Raw genomic sequence first — 15,923 nt, forward strand, 5'->3', positions numbered from 1 at the left:
TCCCCGAGGAACCGTGAACAGCACCTACGCCATACCCGCCGTCGCCCTCGTCGTCGTCTCGACCGTCCTCGTCGGCGCCTTCGGCCTGCGCATCTCCCGCACCACCTCGGACTTCTACGTCGCCTCCCGCACGGTCGGCCCCCGCCTCAACGCCGCCGCCATCAGCGGCGAGTACCTCTCCGCCGCCTCCTTCCTCGGCATCGCCGGCCTGGTCCTGGTCCAGGGCCCCGACATGCTCTGGTACCCGGTCGGCTACACCGCCGGCTACCTGGTCCTGCTGCTCTTCGTCGCCGCCCCGCTGCGCCGCTCCGGCGCCTACACGCTGCCCGACTTCGCCGAGGCCCGGCTCGCCTCCCAGGGCGTACGGCGTCTCGCGGGCGCCTTCGTCGTCGGCGTCGGCTGGCTGTACCTGCTGCCCCAGCTCCAGGGCGCCGGACTGACCCTGACCGTGCTCAGCGACGCGCCCGACTGGCTCGGCGGGGTGATCGTCGCCGTCGTCGTCACGGCCATCGTCGCCGCCGGCGGCATGCGCAGCATCACCTTCGTCCAGGCCTTCCAGTACTGGCTCAAGCTCACCGCCCTGCTCGTCCCCGCCCTCTTCCTGGTGCTGGCCTGGCAGGGCGACGGCGCCCCCGGCCACCCCTTCGAGGAACCGGCCGCCTTCCGCGAGCAGCGCTCCGTCCGCGTCGACGACAGCCTCACCCTCAAGCTCGACGAGCCGCTGACCGTCACCGTGGACGGCACCGTCGACGGCCGCGCCCACGACGGCACCCGGACCGTCCTGCCCGCCGGCACCCGGCACATCGAGGCCGGCACCCGCCTCACCTTCGCCCGCGGCACCTCCGTCCCGGCCGCCGGACGCGGCGCCGACGACGCCCTGTCGCCCTCCCGCGCCGAGAGCCGCACGGAACGCCCGCTGTACGCCACCTACGGCCTGATCCTCGCCACCTTCCTGGGCACCATGGGCCTGCCGCACGTCGTGGTCCGCTTCTACACCAGCCCGCACGGCGTCGCCGCCCGCCGCACCACCGTCGCCGTCCTCGGTCTGATCGGCGCCTTCTACCTGCTGCCGCCCGTCTACGGCGCCCTGGGCCGCCTGTACGCACCCGAGCTGACCCTCACCGGCGACGCCGACGCCGCCGTCCTGCTGCTGCCCGACCGGGTGATCGGCGGAGTGGGCGGCGACCTGCTCGGGGCCCTGGTCGCGGGCGGTGCCTTCGCCGCGTTCCTGTCCACCGCGTCGGGGCTCACCATGGCCGTCGCCGGCGTCCTCACCCAGGACGTGCTGCCCTCCCGCGCGGTACGGCACTTCCGGCTCGGCACCGTCCTCGCGATGGCCGTCCCGCTGGCGGCGAGCGCACTGGTCGGAGGGCTGCCGGTGGCCGACGCGGTGGGGCTCGCCTTCGCCGTGTCCGCCTCGTCGTTCTGTCCGCTGCTCGTCCTCGGCATCTGGTGGCGGCGCCTGACCCCGCCCGGCGCGGCGGCCGGGATGCTGGTGGGCGGCGGCTCCGCGCTGCTGGCCGTCGCAGCCACCATGGGCGGCTTCCCCGGCGGCGGCGGGGCGCTGCACGCGCTGCTGGCCTGGCCGGCGCTGTGGTCGGTGCCGCTGGGCTTCCTCACCATGGTGCTGGTGTCCCTGGCCACCCCGGGCCGGGTGCCGGCCGGGACGGCGGCGATCCTGGCCCGCTTCCACCTGCCGGAAGAGCTGCACGCCGACGGACTGCGCAAGGAGGCGACCCCGTGAGCGGCTCCGTGAGCGGTTTCCTGGCGGGACTGGCCGTCGCCGTGCTGCCCCTGCTGGCCGCGGGCTTCTGGCTGGGCCGGCGCACGGCCCGCACGCAGCACCTCGGCGGGCTCGGCACGCCGGTCGAGCACGCCACCTTCCAGACCCTGCACACCGCCTCCCTGGCCACACCCCCGCTGCGGGCCGGTCTCACCGAGGAGACGGCCGGCAAGTCGGCCCGCAAGCTGCGCTCCCTGCTCGGCACCGACGCGCTGTGCCTGACCGACCTCGAGGAGGTGCTGGTCTGGGACGGCGTCGGCGCCCACCACCGCGCCGAGATCATGGAGCGCCTCGCCGGTCCGCTGGAGACCGGCCGCGGGGAGGCCTTCCCGCTCTCGTGCGACACCCCCGACTGCTCGGTGCGCTGGGCGGTGGTCGCCCCGCTCACCGTCGACGACCGGGTGCACGGCGCCCTGGTCGCCTGCGCGCCCCGCGAGTCCGCCGTGCTGGCCCGGGCGGCCGGCGAGGTCGCCCGCTGGGTCTCCGTCCAGCTGGAACTGGCCGACCTCGACCAGTCCCGCACCCGGCTCATCGAGGCCGAGATCAAGGCGCTGCGGGCCCAGATCTCCCCGCACTTCATCTTCAACTCGCTCGCGGTGATCGCGTCCTTCGTCCGCACCGACCCCGAGCGCGCCCGCGAGCTGCTGCTGGAGTTCGCCGACTTCACCCGCTACTCGTTCCGCCGGCACGGCGACTTCACCACCCTCGCCGACGAGCTGCACGCCATCGACCACTACCTGGCGCTGGTGCGGGCCCGCTTCGGCGACCGGCTCGCCGTCACCCTCCAGGTCGCGCCCGAGGTGCTGCCGGTCGCCCTGCCCTTCCTCTGCCTCCAGCCCCTCGTCGAGAACGCCGTCAAGCACGGACTGGAGGGCAAGGCCGACCGCTGCCGCATCCAGATCACCGCGCAGGACGCGGGCGCGGAGGCCCTGGTCGTCATCGAGGACGACGGCGCCGGAATGGACCCCGACCTGCTGCGCCGCATCCTCGCGCGCGAGGTCAGCCCGTCGGGCGGCATCGGGCTGTCCAACGTCGACGACCGCCTCCGCCAGGTCTACGGAGACGACCACGGCCTCGTCATCGAGACGGCCGTCGGCGCGGGCATGAAGATCACCGTCCGGCTGCCGAAGTACCAGCCGGGCGTGCACTCGGCGGGCCGGCTCGGCCGCGAGTGAGTCGTCCTGCGCCCCGTCGGGGCTCAGGCGCTGCGGGTGGCCACCATCCCCACGGTGATCAGGCCCAGCACGACCCAGCCGAACCACAGCCAGCCGTTGCTCCCGAGCGCCACCGTGTAGGCCGTCACCGCGACCAGGCCGCCGATGGTCAGCGCCCCCATCGTCTTCGTGGAACTGTCCGTGGAACCGGGCATCGCGACACCCTCCTCATGGTCCGTTCCCTCCATGGTGCCCCGGTTCGGGCCGAAGGGGACTCGGACGGCGAGAAAGGTGTCCGTCCCGGACTCAGCCGCCGCGGGTGTTCAGCGAGGCCAGGTAGGCGTTGTACGCCTCCAGCTCCTTGTCGCCGTTGCGGTCGGCGGCGCGGTCGGTGCGCCGGGCCTGCCGCTCCTCCGAGGCGTACCACTGGAACAGCAGGGCGAGCAGCACGAGCACGGAGGGCACCTCGCTGAAGGCCCAGGCGATGCCGCCGGCCGCGTTCTGGTCCGCGAGCGCGTCGATGCCGAGTGAGGCGGGCGGATTGCGGAAGGTCTCGACCATGGGCGAGGACGCCATCATCAGCGCGATGCCGAAGAACGCGTGGAACGGCATGCCCGCGAACAGTTCCAGCATCCGCATCAGGTAGCCCGGCCGGTGCGGGCCCGGGTCCACCCCCATGATCGGCCAGAAGAAGACCACGCCCACGGCGAGGAAGTGCACCATCATCGCGATGTGCCCGGCCTGGGAGCCCATCAGGAAGTCGAAGAGGGGGGTGAAGTACAGCGCGTACAGGCTCGCGATGAACAGGGGGATGGTGAACGCGGGGTGGGTGATGATCCGCATGTAGCGGCTGTGCAGCAGCATCAGCAGCAGCTCGCGGAGCCCCTTGCGGCCGCGGCCGGCCGTCGGCAGCGCGCGCAGGGCCAGCGTGATCGGAGCCCCGAGCAGCAGCAGGATCGGCGACACCATGCTGATCATCATGTGCTGCACCATGTGCACGCTGAACATGACCATGCCGTAGTCGTTCAGCTTGGTGCACATCATCAGCCCGATGCTCAGCACACCGACGACGAAGGACACGGTCCGTCCCACCGGCCACTTGTCGCCGCGCCGGGTCAGCCGCAGCACGCCCCAGCCGTACAGCGCGAGCCCCAGGAGGCAGGCGACGAGGAAGAAGGGGTCCGCCGACCAGGCGAGCCCTCGCCCCAGCGTGAACGGCGGCAGATCCATCGTCATGCCGTGCCCGCTGTGATCCATCCGCCGGCTCCTGTTTCGTGGGGGTTGAGCGCCGTCTGTCCGAAGCAAGACTAGAACCGCCCCCGGCGACTTCCGTCACCGGGGGCGGCACAGCGCCCCGTCAGGGGCGCGGGGCTGTATCAATATGCGGCTCCGCCGCGTGAGCGCGAGCACCCACACACGACCCGCAGCCCGCGACGAACCGGCGGACCCGAGCTCTCAGCGGCGCCCGGCGATCACAGCACGCACTCCGCCTCCGCGTACCGCGCGTCCGGCACCGTCTTCAGCGACTCGACCGCGTCGGCGAGCGGCACCATCGTGATGTCCGTCCCGCGCAGCGCCGTCATCATCCCGAACTCCCCGCGGTGCACGGCCTCCACCGCGTGCCACCCGAACCGGGTCGCCAGCACCCGGTCGTAGGCGGTGGGCGTCCCGCCCCGCTGGACGTGCCCGAGGATCACCGGCCGGGCCTCCTTGCCGAGCCGCTCCTCCAGCTCGATCGAGAGCTGGCGGGCGATCCCGGCGAAGCGCTCGTGACCGTAGACGTCCTTGCCGCCCTCGTCGAAGTCCATGCTTCCGGCCTTCGGCTTGGCGCCCTCCGCGGCCACCACGATCGCGAACCGCTTGCCCGCCGAGAAGCGCTCGCCGACCTTGGCGGCCAGCTCCTCGATGTCGAAGGGCCGCTCCGGGACGACGACGGCATGGGCGCCCGCCGCCATGCCCGAGTGCAGCGCGATCCAGCCGGTGTGACGCCCCATGACCTCGACGATCAGCACCCGCTGGTGGGACTCGGCGGTGGTCTTCAGCCGGTCCAGGGCCTCGGTGGCGACGGTGACGGCCGTGTCGAAGCCGAACGTGACGTCGGTGACCGCTATGTCGTTGTCGATGGTCTTCGGCACGCCCACGATCGGCAGGCCGCCGTCGGACAGCAGCCGGGCCGCCTTCAGGGTGCCCTCGCCGCCGATCGGGATGATCGCGTCCAGGCCCAGTTCCTCGACGTGCCCCCGGGCGCGCTCCACACCGTCCCGCAGGTGCTCGGGACGGACCCGGGAGGAGCCGAGGATGGTGCCGCCACGGGCCAGGATGCCGCCGACCGCGTCCAGGTCGAGCTTGAGGTAGTCGCACTCCAGGAGGCCCTTCCAGCCGTCCCGGAAGCCGATGACCTCGTCGCCGTGGTCGACGACGGCGCGGTGCACGACGGACCGGATGACGGCGTTCAGGCCGGGGCAGTCGCCGCCGGACGTGAGGACACCAATGCGCATAGCCCGAAATACCTTCTCAAGTGGCACGGGTCCGGACCGCGCTGTCCGGCTCGATCCCCGCCACCCTAGCGGCATCGGAGGGCGGGACCGAACCGTGCGTCCGCCTACTGGACGTGCCCGCTCACCTGTGCGGATGACCCATCAGACGGGCCTTCCGCACCGTCCCGGCGCCGTGTGCCCACGCAGGCTGCCGCGCCGCAGTGCTCACGCAGGCTGCCGCACCGCAGTGCTCACGCAGGCTGCCGCGCCGCGGTGTCTACGCAGGCTGCTGCGCCGCCGCGATGCGCTCGTTGCGGAGCGCCTCGTACCAGCGGTCGTCGGTCGGCGGCAGTGCGTTCACGTCGAGGGCCAGCTTCAGCAGCAGGTCCGCGATCAGCGGGTTGCGGGCCAGCACCGGGCCGTGCATGTACGTACCGAAGACCGTGTCGTTGTACGCGCCCTCGGTGCCGTCGCCCGTGCCGTTGCCGTTGCCGAAGCGGACCTGGGCGAGCGGACGGGCACCGGGGCCCAGATGGGTGACGCCCTGGTGGTTCTCGAAGCCGGTCAGCGGGGGCAGACCGAGGCGCGGGTCGATGTCGCCGAGGACGTCGCCGACGCACCGCGCGCCCTCACCGCGCGTGGAGACCACGTCCAGCAGGCCGAGGCCCGGCTCGCGCTGGCCCAGGTCGTTGATGAACTCGTGGCCCAGGATCTGGTACCCGGCACAGACGGAGAAGACGATCGCGCCGTTCCCCACCGCCCGGTGCAGGCCGCCGTCCCGGCGCAGCCGCTCGGCCGCCAGCCGCTGCGGACGGTCCTCACCGCCGCCGATCAGGTAGATGTCGCCGGAGGTCGGGATCGGCTGGTCGCTGCGCACGTCGAGCCGGGCCACGTCGAGGCCGCGCTGGCGGGCCCGGCGCTCCACGACGAGGGCGTTGCCCTGGTCGCCGTAGGTGCTGAGGAGGTCCGGGTAGATCCAGACGATCCGCAGTTGGTTGTCGCTCACGAAAGTCCCCTGAAGTCTCGCGGTCAGTTGCCGACGCGGCGGCGCAGGTCCTGGAAGGCGGTGTAGTTGGCGATGACCTCGATCCGGCCCGGCGGGCACAGCTGGATCGCCTGGTCGAGGTTCTCGCACACCTGGAACTGCTGGTTCGCGACCTCCAGCCGCACCGCGAGGTCCAGCTTGCGGTCGCCGATCACGCAGATCGGGTGACCGGTGAGCCGGGTGTAGTCCACGTCCCACAGCCACGAGGTGTCGGTGCCGTCGGCGCCGCGCGCGTTCACCGAGAGGATCACCGGGGTGGGCGGCGGGTCGATCAGGGAGAAGGTCTCCAGCCAGCCCGCCGGGTTCTTGGCGAGCAGCAGACGCAGGTCGCGCCCCTGGAACTGCACGACGTCGTAGCGTCCGGCGACCGCCTGCACCTGGTACATGCGCTCCAGCGCGACCTGCGGCGGCACCCCGAAGACGGCGGCGACGGCGGCCGAGGAGGCGGCGTTGGCCTTGTTGGCGCGGCCCGGCAGCTGGAGGTGGATGGGCCAGGCGGAGCCGTGCGGGTCCAGGACGTGGTCGCCGGACAGGGCCCAGCTCGGCGTGGGACGCCGGAAGCCGCACTCGCCGCAGAACCAGTCGTCGCCCGGACGCTGCATCACACCGCCGCAGGACGGGCAGGACCAGGCGTCGTCCTTCCACATCTGCCCGGCGGCGACCCAGATGACGTTGGGGGAGGAGGACGCGGCCCACACCACCAGCGGGTCGTCGGCGTTGGCGACGATCACGGCCTTCGAACCGGCGAGGCCCTCGCGCCAGTTCTCGGCGAGCATCCGGGTCTCGGCGGCGCGGTCGAGCTGGTCGCGGGAGAGGTTCAGCAGGGCGATGCACTTGGGGTCGGTGTCCCGGGCCACGCCCGCGAGGTACTTCTCGTCGACCTCGATGACACCGAACCGGGCCTCCGAACCGCCCGCGAGCGCCGAGGTGATGCCGGCCGGCATGTTGGCGCCGAGCGCGTTGGACACGACCGGACCGGCCGCCTTGAGCGCCTCGGCGATGAGCCGGGTGGTGGTGGTCTTGCCGTTCGTCGCCGAGACCAGCGTCACATCAAGGTGCTGGGCGAGCCGGGCGAGAAGATCGGGATCGAGTCTCAGCGCGACCTTGCCGCCGATCACCGAACCGCTGCCGCGCCCCGCGGCGCGCGAAGCCGCCGCGACCGCTTTGCCCGCGGTCACGGCGATCTTGGCCCGGGGCGTGAGCGGGTCCGAGTTGCCTGCCATCAGTTCTCGATCCTCCTTGCGTACGCGCCGCGCCTGAAGCCTGACGGCCACGTGGTGTGGACCTCAGCCTATCGAGATCCGTTCGCACTCCCGAATCGCGGCACCGGCCACGGGTTCCGGCGGTGGGCGCGAGCCGCCGGGGGACACAGGGACCTTACTCTTGCCGCCATGCGACACGGCTCCATCCCGGGCGCCCACGGGCGCGTCCGGCCCCTCAGCATCCTCGGCGACCCCGTCCTGCACGCTCCCTGCGAGGAGGTGACGGACTTCGGCCCGGAACTCGCGGCGCTCGTGGAGGACTTGTTCGCGACCATGTACGCCGCCCACGGAGTGGGTCTGGCGGCGAACCAGATCGGCGAGCCGCTACGCGTCTTCGTGTACGACTGCCCGGACGACGAGGACGAGCGCCACCTCGGCCACATCGTGAACCCCCGGCTCGTCGAGACCGGCGGGGTGGTGGTGCGCGGGCCGGAGGGCTGTCTGTCGCTGCCCGGGCTGGAGGCGGGCACGGAACGCGCCGACGAGGCGGTCGTGGCCGGCTTCACGGCGACCGGGGAGCCGGTCACCGTGCGCGGGACGGGGTTCTTCGCCCGGTGCCTCCAGCACGAGTGCGACCACCTGGAGGGCGGCCTCTACGTCGACCGCCTCACGGGGTGGCGCAGGCGCAAGGTGCTCCGGCAGGCGGCCCGGGCGTCCTGGAGCCGCTGAAGCGTCCGGGCGGGCTTCCCCGGCCCCGCCCGCCGGTCCCGGCCGTGCTCTCCGCGGCCGCGGACCGTCCCGGCGGGGTCGCGGGACCTCAGAAGCCGGGCCCGCCCACCTTGTCGCCGGCCGCAGCCAGCCGGCCCCACAGCAGGTCGGCGAGGCTGCGGACCAAGTCGGCGCGGGAACAGGGGCGTTCGCCCAGCCACCAGTCGCCGGCCGCGTGCATCATGCCGACGATGCCGTGCCCCCACACGCGGGACAGCTGCCGGCTGTCCGGCCCCATGTCGAGGCGCTCCTCGATGACCGTGCCCAGTTCCTCGCCCATGCGGCGCAGGAGCGGCGCCGAGTGCTTGCCGACGTCGAAACCCTGCTCGGCCTGGTCGCCCGGCGCGGTGGCCCCCTCCGCCGGATGCATCAGGAAGCGGTACACCTGCGGGCGTGCCTCGATGGCCGCCAGATAGGTGTCCAGCGTGGCCTCGACGCGTTCCCGGCGGTCCGCCGGAGCGTCCAGGGCGGCCCGCAGCGAGGAGAGGAGGGCGTCCGTGTGCCGCTGCGCGAGGGCGGCGTAGAGTCCGCCCTTGTCGCCGAAGTGGCGGTAGAGGATCGGCTTGGTGATCCCGGCCTCGGCGGCGATGGCGTTCATCGAGGCCTGCGGGCCGTCGCGCAGCACCACCCGGTCGGCGGCCTCCAGCAGCTCGCGCCGTCTGCGGTCGGCGGACCGCTGCTGATCGGTGCGCTGCGTGGTGTTCATGTGCTCTCCCCACCCGTGCTGGTTCGGTGACGCCTGCGCAAACTAACACCCACGGGACACCGCGCATCGAACGGGAGGGCGACGGGTCCCCGGGAGTTGACTTTTCCTACCCGTCGGTAACAGACTCGTGTTACCGCAAGTAACACGCAGGTGCGTCACTGGAGGGGACATGGCCGAGTTCACCATGGAGCTGAGCGACGAACAGAAGGAGGTCCGGGACTGGCTGCACGGCTTCGCCGCCGACGTCATCCGCCCCGCGGCCGCCGAATGGGACGAGCGCGAGGAGACTCCCTGGCCGGTCATCCAGGAGGCCGCCAAGGTCGGCATCTACTCCCTCGACTTCTACGCCCAGCAGTACTTCGACTCCACCGGCCTCGGCATCCCCATGGCGATGGAGGAGCTGTTCTGGGGCGACGCGGGCATCGCCCTGTCCATCGTCGGCACCGGCCTCGCCGCCGTCGGCGTCCTCGCCAACGGCACCGAGGAGCAGATCGGCACCTGGATCCCCCAGATGTACGGCGACGCCAACGACGTGAAGGTCGCCGCCTTCTGCTCCTCCGAGCCCGACGCCGGCTCCGACGTCGCCTCCATGCGCACGCGCGCGGTGTACGACGAGGCCAAGGACGAGTGGGTGCTCAACGGCACCAAGACCTGGGCCACCAACGGCGGCATCGCCAACGTCCACGTCGTGGTCGCGGTCGTCGACGCGGAGCTGGGCTCCAAGGGCCACGCCTCCTTCATCATCCCGCCGGCCACCCCGGGACTGTCCCAGGGGCAGAAGTTCAAGAAGCATGGCATCCGCGCCTCGCACACCGCCGAGGTCGTCCTGGAGAACGTGCGGGTCCCCGGCCACTGCCTGCTCGGCGGCAAGGAGAAGCTCGACGCACGGCTGGCCCGGGCCCGCGAGAAGGCCCGGAAGGGCGGCGAGCGGGTCAAGAACGCCGCCATGGCCACCTTCGAGGCCTCCCGTCCGGCGGTCGGCGCGATGGCGGTGGGCACCGCCCGCGCCGCGTACGAGGTGGCCCTGGAGTACGCGCAGACCCGCGAGCAGTTCGGGCGGCCGATCATCGACAACCAGGGCGTCGCCTTCCAGCTCGCGGACATGCGGACGTCCATCGACGCCGCGCGGCTGCTGGTGTGGCGGGCCTCGTGGATGGCGATCAACGGCAAGCCGTTCACGGCGGCCGAGGGGTCGATGTCCAAGCTGTTCGCGAGCGAGACGGCCAAGAAGGTGACCGCCCAGGCGATCCAGATCCTCGGCGGCAACGGCTACACGCGGGAGTACCCGGTGGAGCGGATGCACCGGGACTCCGCGATCTACACCATCTTCGAGGGCACGAGCGAGATCCAGCGGCTGGTCATCGCGCGGACCCTGGCGGGGATGCCGATCCGCTAGGGCCCGCCGGACACCGTGCGTCGTCGCCCGGCGGGCGGGGAGCCGTCAGCCGGGCCCCGGAGGGCCGAAGGCGTCGTGGGCCGCGGGCGGGCCCGCCGGGGAGGACATCCCGGCGGGCCCGCCCGTCGGTTCCTTGGCGGCGGCACGGGCGGCCCGGCGGTCGCTCACCAGGTCACCGGCAGCGCCTCGGGGCCGCGGATCAGGGTGCCCTTCCGGAAGGGCACGTCCGGCGGCGCCACCGCGAGCCGCAGGCCCGGCAGCCGGTCCAGGACCGTGCCGACCAGCAGTTCCGACTCCAGCCGGACCAGCGCGCCGCCCGGGCAGGCGTGCGGGCCGAGACCGAAGGACGCGTGCGGGCCGGGGGCACGTGTGATGTCGATCGTGTCCGGGTCGGGGAAGACCGCCGGGTCGCGGTTGGCGGCCAGGTACGACACGTACACCGCGTCGCCCGCCCGGATCCTGACCCCCCTGGTCTCCACGTCCTCCAGGGCGATCCGGGACAGCCCGACCGCGTTGCGGTGGGGGATCCAGCGCAGCAGCTCGTCGACGGCCCCGGGCCGGATCTCCGGTTCCGTGCGCAGGCGTTCGGCGAGTCCGGGCCGGGTCAGCAGCAGGTAGAACATCTGTCCGCTGTTGTGGGTGACCGCCTCACCGCCGAGCTGGAGCGCCACGGCCAGCCCCACCGCCTCCTCGGTCGTGATCCCGCCCCTGCCCACGGCGGCGCCCAGCAGCGAGGTGACGTCCTCGCCGGCGCCGTCGGACCGGGCTCCGATCAGGTCGGCGAAGTAGGCGCCCATCTCCTGCTTGGCCCGCTGGCTGACCTCCGCGCCGTGCGACGCGGAGAGGACCAGCCCGGTCCAGGTGTGCATGCCGGGCCGGTCGGCGCCGGGAATGCCCATCAGCTCGCAGAGCACCGCCACGGGGAAGGGCCTCAGCACCGCCTCGGTGAGGTCGGCCGGCGGACCGGCCCGCAGCAGGGCGTCGACCAGTTCGCCGAGCACGCCGCGCGCCCGGTCGCGCAGGCACTCCACGCTCCGGGCCGTGAACGCGGCGGCCACCGCCCCGCGCAGCCGGGTGTGGTCCGGCGGGTCGAGGAAACCGACCGCGCCGCGCGCCGGGACGAAGTGCGGGGTGAACCGGGTGACCCGCCGGTCCACGACGGCCGCACGGCCGAACCGGGGATCGGTGGCGACCATGCGGACGTCCTCGTGGCGGGTCACCAGCCAGGCCCAGCCCTCACCGTCGGGCAGCGAGACGCGGGTGACGGGCCCCTCGCGCATCAGCTCGCGCAGGACGGGGTCGAAGTCGGTGCCGGGCAGGTCGAGAGCCGGCCAGTCGCGGACCGGCGGGGCGCTCCCGGCCCGGTCGAGGGTCTCTTCGCTCACGCTCGCCTCACGCCGTTCTGCCCCGGCCAGCGGGCCGGGACCCGTCGCACGCGGGCGGGCGGGGCGCTCGCCCGCCGTTCCCAGGGGTGCTCACCCACGATCACTCACCGGAGCGGCGATCTCCCGCCGGGCTGCTCCGTCCCGGGGAACCCCGGCCGGTGGCCGGTGGCTGGTGACCGGTGGCCGGTGGGCGTGGGGTCAGGAGGACTGACCGCTGCTGTGGGCGATGCAGGCCACGTCGATCCGGTCGGCGAGCTTGGCCAGCTCGATGGTGAGGGCCGCGACCGTGTCCTCGTCCAGACTCTCCTCGCCGGCCTCCACCAGCCGCAGCCATCTCCCGCCCACCGTGCGCAGCAGCTTGCTCACGTCGGACGCGGCGACCTGCAAGGTACCGCGGTCGTCGACGATCAGAGGCAGGGTCACTTCGCGGTTCACAAAGGGGATCGTAGTCGCGGAAGGCTCACGCTCCGTGCCATACGGTGGTGATGTTGCAGAACTCCCGGATTCCGTGCCCGGACAGCTCACGGCCGTACCCCGACCGCTTGACCCCGCCGAAGGGGAACGCCGGATGGGACGCCGTCATGCCGTTCACGTACACGCCGCCCGCCTCCAGATCCCGCACGAAACGGTCCACATCGGCGTCGTCGCGCGTCCACACGTTGGAACTGAGCCCGAAGTCGGAGTCGTTGGCGATCAGCACGGCCTCGTCCAGGTCGGCCGCGCGGTACAGCGTGGCGACCGGGCCGAAGGCCTCCTCGCGGTGGATGCGCATCTCCCGGGTGACACCGGCGAGGACCGTCGGCGGGTAGTACCAGCCGGGGCCCTCCGGGCGTTCGCCTCCGCACAGCACGGTCGCGCCACCGCGTACCGCGTCCTCCACCAGCTCCACCAGGTCCTCGACGCCCTGCTCGCTGGAGAGCGGGCCGACGTCCGTCCCCTCGTCCATCGGGTCGCCGACCTTCAGCGCCCGCATACCCTCGGTGAAGCGTTCGGCGAAGGCGTCGTAGACGTCCGTGTGCACGATGAACCGCTTGGCGGCGATGCAGGACTGCCCGGCGTTCTGGGTACGTGCGGTCACCGCGACCTCGGCGGCCCGGTCGACGTCCGCCGACGGCATCACGACGAACGGGTCGCTGCCGCCCAGCTCCAGCACCGTCTTCTTGATCATCTCTCCGGCGGTGGCGGCCACCGCGCGGCCGGCCGGCTCGCTGCCGGTGAGGGTGGCGGCCCGCACCCGCTCGTCGCGCAGGATGTCGTCCACCGCCGCCGAGCCGACGAGCAGGGTCTGGAAGCAGCCCTCGGGGTAGCCCGCCCGGTGGAACAGGTCCTCCAGGTACAGGGCCGTCTGCGGCACGTTCGAGGCGTGCTTGAGCAGCCCCACGTTGCCCGCCATCAACGCGGGCGCCGCGAAGCGGATCACCTGCCAGAGCGGGAAGTTCCACGGCATCACGGCGAGCACCGGGCCGAGCGGCCGGTAGCGGACCAGAGCCCGGGAGGCGCCGGAGTCCTCGACGTCCGACGGGGCGGGCTCCTCGTCGGCGAGCAGCTCCGCCGCGTGGTCGGCGTACCAGCGCATCGCCTTGGCGCACTTGACGGCCTCCGCGCGGGCCTGCTTGACCGGCTTGCCCATCTCGGTGGTGATGACCTCGCCGATCTCGTTCTGATCGGCCTCCAGGAGGTCGGCGGCCCGGCGCAGCAGTCCGGCCCGCTCGTAGAAGCCCGTCGTCCGGTACGTGCGGAAGGTGGCCTCCGCGAGCTGGAGCCGGCGCTCGATCTCCTCCTCGCCCATGGCCTCGTACGTCTTGAGCGTCTCGCCGTTCGCCGGGTTCACCGTCGCGATGGGCATGGCCGACCTCCCTGGTGCGGTCTCGTGCTTCGACCTTGGCGCGCGGCGCGGGGTGCCGCAACGCGGACGGGCCCCGCGGGCGCCGCCCGAGCTTCTCGTCGCTCCTCGTCACTTCCGTCCGTGCGAGTGCTCAGCCAGCCGGTCGAGAAACGCGGCCTGCGCCTTGACGATCACCTCGCGCGCCCGGTCGACCGGGAACCACGCCACCCGGTCCAGCTCGGGGAACTCCTCGATCCGGCCCGACCGCGGCGGCCACTCCATGCGGAAGGTGCCGGGCACGACCGTCGCCGGGTCCAGGTCGGCCTCCACGGCCCATACCGTGACGACCTTCCCGCCCGCCTGCCGCACCTCGCCGAGCGGCACCGCCTCGCCCTCGGGCGGCGGCAGCCCCAGCTCCTCCTCGAACTCGCGCCGGGCCGCGTCCCAGGCCTCTTCGGCGGGGCCGTACTCGCCCTTGGGGACGGTCCACGCGCCGGCGTCCCGGCGGGCGTAGAAGGGGCCGCCCATGTGTCCGAGCAGCACCTCGCGGCCCTCCTCGCGGCCCTCCGCGCCGGGGCGGTGCAGGAGCAGGCCCGCGCTGCGTCTCAACGGGCCGTCCCCGGGTGCGCGGCGAGCAGCGCCTCCACCGTGTCCGCCTCCTCGGGGCGCTTGTCCTCGCGGTAGCGGATCACGCGGGCGAAGCGGAGGGTGACGCCGGCCGGGTAGCGGGTGGAGCGCTGGAGGCCGTCGTAGGCGATCTCGACGACCAGTTCGGGGCGGACGGTCACACCCCAGCCGTGCTCCTCGACGGCCAGTTCCCCGAGGCGCTCGGTCTGCCAGGCCAGCAGGGCGTCGGTCATGCCCTTGAAGGTCTTGCCGAGCATCGCGTAGGAGCCGTCCGCGGTGCGGGCGCCCAGGTGGAGGTTGGAGAGTCTGCCCGTGCGGCGGCCGTGGCCCCACTCGGCGGCCAGTACGACCAGGTCGAGGGTGTGCACGGGCTTGACCTTGAGCCAGGAGGCGCCGCGCCGGCCCGCGCTGTACCCGGCGTCGAGGCCCTTCACCACGACGCCCTCGTGGCCGCGCTCCAGCGACTCGGCGAGGAACTCCTCCGCCGCCCGTGCTGCCTCGGGCCCCGGCACCAGCCTGCGCCGCACCCGCGTCGGCTCGGGGACCAGCCGGGCCAGCTCCGCGTGCCGCTCGGTGAGCGGCAGGTCGAGCAGGTCACGGCCGTCGACGGACAGCGCGTCGAAGAACACGACGGAGACGGGTACCGCTTGCGCGGCCGTGGCGACGTCCGTGCGGGAGCCGACCCGTCCGGCGGTCTCCTGGAACGAGCGGGGGCGCCCGCCCTCGTCGAACGAGATCACTTCCCCGTCCAGGACGAAGCGCTCCCCGGGCAGCGCGAGGGCCGTCGCGGTGACCTCGGGGAGCCGGTCGGTGATGTCGTCCAGGGTGCGGGTGTAGATCCCCACGGTACCGCCGTCGCGGTGGACCTGGACGCGGATGCCGTCCAGCTTCTCCTCGACGGCCGCGGCACCGAGCTTGCCGACCGCCTCGGCGACCGAGGAGGCGCTGTGGGCGAGCATCGGCAGGACCGGCCGCCCGACGGTGAGCCGGAAGCCGTCCAGGGCGCCGGGGCCGTCGGCGAGCAGGGCCTCGGCCACCGTCTGGAGGGAGCCCGCGAGCATCACCGCGCGCCGTACGTCCGCCGCGGGCGCGCCGGTCGCCGCCGCCAGGCCCTCGACGGCCGCCGCGTCCAGGGCGCCCTGGCGGACCTCGCCGGTGAGCAGCCCGATCAGGAAGCGCTGCTCGTCCTCGGTGGCCGCGCCCATCAGTTCGCCGACCTGGCGTGCCCGCTCGGCCTGCGAACCCGCTCCGGAGACCGCCGCGAGCCGCGTCAGCCGGTCGTCGACCTCGCGCACGGTCAGGGTCGGCCCGGCGGCCGGCGTGACCGGGCGGCTCAGCACCTTCCAGCCGACGCCGATCCGGCCCTGCGGGAGGCGTCCCGCCAGGTACGGGATGACGACCGGCACGTCCGCCGCCTCCGCCTCCCGGAACAGCTCCGCGAGCAGGGCGGTCTTCCGGGACCGCGCCGAGGTGGCGGCGACCTCCCGGGACACCTGGGCCAACCGGGCGAGCAGCATGCAGTCATGGTGCACCGGGAAGGGCGGGGCCACACCCC

General features: G+C 73.1%; 15 protein-coding genes. 4 read left to right on the forward strand and 11 right to left on the reverse strand.

Annotated elements, in window-relative coordinates:
• Positions 1-13: 13 nt before the first annotated feature.
• Positions 14-1,744 (forward strand): sodium/solute symporter, encoded by a 1,731-nt coding sequence (locus tag AC07FV_RS12725; RefSeq protein WP_479086834.1) that lies wholly within the window; start codon positions 14-16, stop codon positions 1,742-1,744.
• A gap of 8 nt (positions 1,745-1,752) precedes the next feature.
• Positions 1,753-2,958, forward strand: coding sequence for a sensor histidine kinase (locus tag AC07FV_RS12730; RefSeq protein WP_479087358.1), 1,206 nt, complete (start codon positions 1,753-1,755; stop codon positions 2,956-2,958).
• A gap of 23 nt (positions 2,959-2,981) precedes the next feature.
• Here AC07FV_RS12730 and AC07FV_RS12735 read toward each other — a convergent pair whose 3' ends face one another.
• The 5 genes from AC07FV_RS12735 to AC07FV_RS12755 all read right to left on the reverse strand — a co-directional run bounded on the left by AC07FV_RS12735 (position 2,982) and on the right by AC07FV_RS12755 (position 7,682).
• Positions 2,982-3,152 (reverse strand): membrane protein, encoded by a 171-nt coding sequence (locus AC07FV_RS12735; protein ID WP_019327487.1) that lies wholly within the window; start codon positions 3,150-3,152, stop codon positions 2,982-2,984.
• A 91-nt stretch (positions 3,153-3,243) separates the two neighbouring features.
• Positions 3,244-4,194 carry a cytochrome c oxidase assembly protein gene (locus AC07FV_RS12740; protein ID WP_479086835.1) on the reverse strand — a complete coding sequence of 317 codons (951 nt, stop codon included), beginning with the start codon at positions 4,192-4,194 and terminating at the stop codon, positions 3,244-3,246.
• 215 nt (positions 4,195-4,409) lie between these two features.
• Positions 4,410-5,435: a 6-phosphofructokinase gene (locus AC07FV_RS12745; protein WP_356606481.1), complete on the reverse strand. Its 1,026-nt coding sequence runs from the start codon at positions 5,433-5,435 to the stop codon at positions 4,410-4,412.
• Positions 5,436-5,691: 256 nt separating this feature from the next.
• Positions 5,692-6,420 (reverse strand): type 1 glutamine amidotransferase, encoded by a 729-nt coding sequence (locus AC07FV_RS12750; RefSeq protein ID WP_479086836.1) that lies wholly within the window; start codon positions 6,418-6,420, stop codon positions 5,692-5,694.
• Between the two features lie 23 nt (positions 6,421-6,443).
• Positions 6,444-7,682 carry a MurT ligase domain-containing protein gene (locus AC07FV_RS12755; RefSeq protein ID WP_383637136.1) on the reverse strand — a complete coding sequence of 413 codons (1,239 nt, stop codon included), beginning with the start codon at positions 7,680-7,682 and terminating at the stop codon, positions 6,444-6,446.
• A 168-nt stretch (positions 7,683-7,850) separates the two neighbouring features.
• Here AC07FV_RS12755 and def point away from each other — a divergent pair, with 168 nt between their 5' ends.
• Positions 7,851-8,390 (forward strand): peptide deformylase, encoded by a 540-nt coding sequence (gene def, locus AC07FV_RS12760; RefSeq protein WP_479086837.1) that lies wholly within the window; start codon positions 7,851-7,853, stop codon positions 8,388-8,390.
• 88 nt (positions 8,391-8,478) lie between these two features.
• Here the strand turns inward: def and AC07FV_RS12765 are convergent, their stop codons facing one another.
• Positions 8,479-9,135 carry a TetR/AcrR family transcriptional regulator gene (locus AC07FV_RS12765; protein ID WP_479086838.1) on the reverse strand — a complete coding sequence of 219 codons (657 nt, stop codon included), beginning with the start codon at positions 9,133-9,135 and terminating at the stop codon, positions 8,479-8,481.
• Positions 9,136-9,304: 169 nt separating this feature from the next.
• On the opposite strand from AC07FV_RS12765, the gene AC07FV_RS12770 reads away from it, so the two are divergent.
• A complete protein-coding gene (locus AC07FV_RS12770; RefSeq protein ID WP_356606491.1) occupies positions 9,305-10,531 on the forward strand; it encodes an acyl-CoA dehydrogenase family protein in 1,227 nt (408 codons plus the stop codon).
• A 164-nt stretch (positions 10,532-10,695) separates the two neighbouring features.
• Here the strand turns inward: AC07FV_RS12770 and AC07FV_RS12775 are convergent, their stop codons facing one another.
• The 5 genes from AC07FV_RS12775 to AC07FV_RS12795 all read right to left on the reverse strand — a co-directional run bounded on the left by AC07FV_RS12775 (position 10,696) and on the right by AC07FV_RS12795 (position 15,885).
• Positions 10,696-11,916: a cytochrome P450 gene (locus tag AC07FV_RS12775; RefSeq protein WP_479086840.1), complete on the reverse strand. Its 1,221-nt coding sequence runs from the start codon at positions 11,914-11,916 to the stop codon at positions 10,696-10,698.
• Positions 11,917-12,114: 198 nt separating this feature from the next.
• Positions 12,115-12,351: a DUF6213 family protein gene (locus AC07FV_RS12780; RefSeq protein WP_030969080.1), complete on the reverse strand. Its 237-nt coding sequence runs from the start codon at positions 12,349-12,351 to the stop codon at positions 12,115-12,117.
• Between the two features lie 25 nt (positions 12,352-12,376).
• On the reverse strand, positions 12,377-13,762 hold the full coding sequence (locus AC07FV_RS12785; protein WP_479086842.1) for an NADP-dependent succinic semialdehyde dehydrogenase: 1,386 nt from the start codon (positions 13,760-13,762) through the stop codon (positions 12,377-12,379).
• 108 nt (positions 13,763-13,870) lie between these two features.
• Complete coding sequence (locus AC07FV_RS12790; RefSeq protein WP_479086843.1) at positions 13,871-14,350, reverse strand: NUDIX hydrolase; 480 nt, start codon at positions 14,348-14,350, stop codon at positions 13,871-13,873.
• Positions 14,347-15,885, reverse strand: coding sequence for an ATP-dependent DNA ligase (locus AC07FV_RS12795; RefSeq protein WP_479086844.1), 1,539 nt, complete (start codon positions 15,883-15,885; stop codon positions 14,347-14,349). Before AC07FV_RS12795 ends, AC07FV_RS12790 begins: the two co-directional genes overlap by 4 nt.
• Positions 15,886-15,923: the final 38 nt, after the last annotated feature.

The sequence above is a fragment of the Streptomyces sp. NPDC045956 genome, from assembly GCF_056430705.1.

Coding starts and splice junctions, on each gene's coding strand:
- AC07FV_RS12765 (WP_479086838.1), bottom strand. CDS start 9,135: ATGAACACCACGCAGCGCACCGATCAGCAGCGGTCCGCCGACCGCAGA.
- def (WP_479086837.1), top strand. CDS start 7,851: ATGCGACACGGCTCCATCCCGGGCGCCCACGGGCGCGTCCGGCCCCTC.
- AC07FV_RS12735 (WP_019327487.1), bottom strand. CDS start 3,152: ATGCCCGGTTCCACGGACAGTTCCACGAAGACGATGGGGGCGCTGACC.
- AC07FV_RS12755 (WP_383637136.1), bottom strand. CDS start 7,682: ATGGCAGGCAACTCGGACCCGCTCACGCCCCGGGCCAAGATCGCCGTG.
- AC07FV_RS12740 (WP_479086835.1), bottom strand. CDS start 4,194: ATGGATCACAGCGGGCACGGCATGACGATGGATCTGCCGCCGTTCACG.
- AC07FV_RS12770 (WP_356606491.1), top strand. CDS start 9,305: ATGGCCGAGTTCACCATGGAGCTGAGCGACGAACAGAAGGAGGTCCGG.
- AC07FV_RS12795 (WP_479086844.1), bottom strand. CDS start 15,885: ATGCTGCTCGCCCGGTTGGCCCAGGTGTCCCGGGAGGTCGCCGCCACC.
- AC07FV_RS12745 (WP_356606481.1), bottom strand. CDS start 5,435: ATGCGCATTGGTGTCCTCACGTCCGGCGGCGACTGCCCCGGCCTGAAC.
- AC07FV_RS12785 (WP_479086842.1), bottom strand. CDS start 13,762: ATGCCCATCGCGACGGTGAACCCGGCGAACGGCGAGACGCTCAAGACG.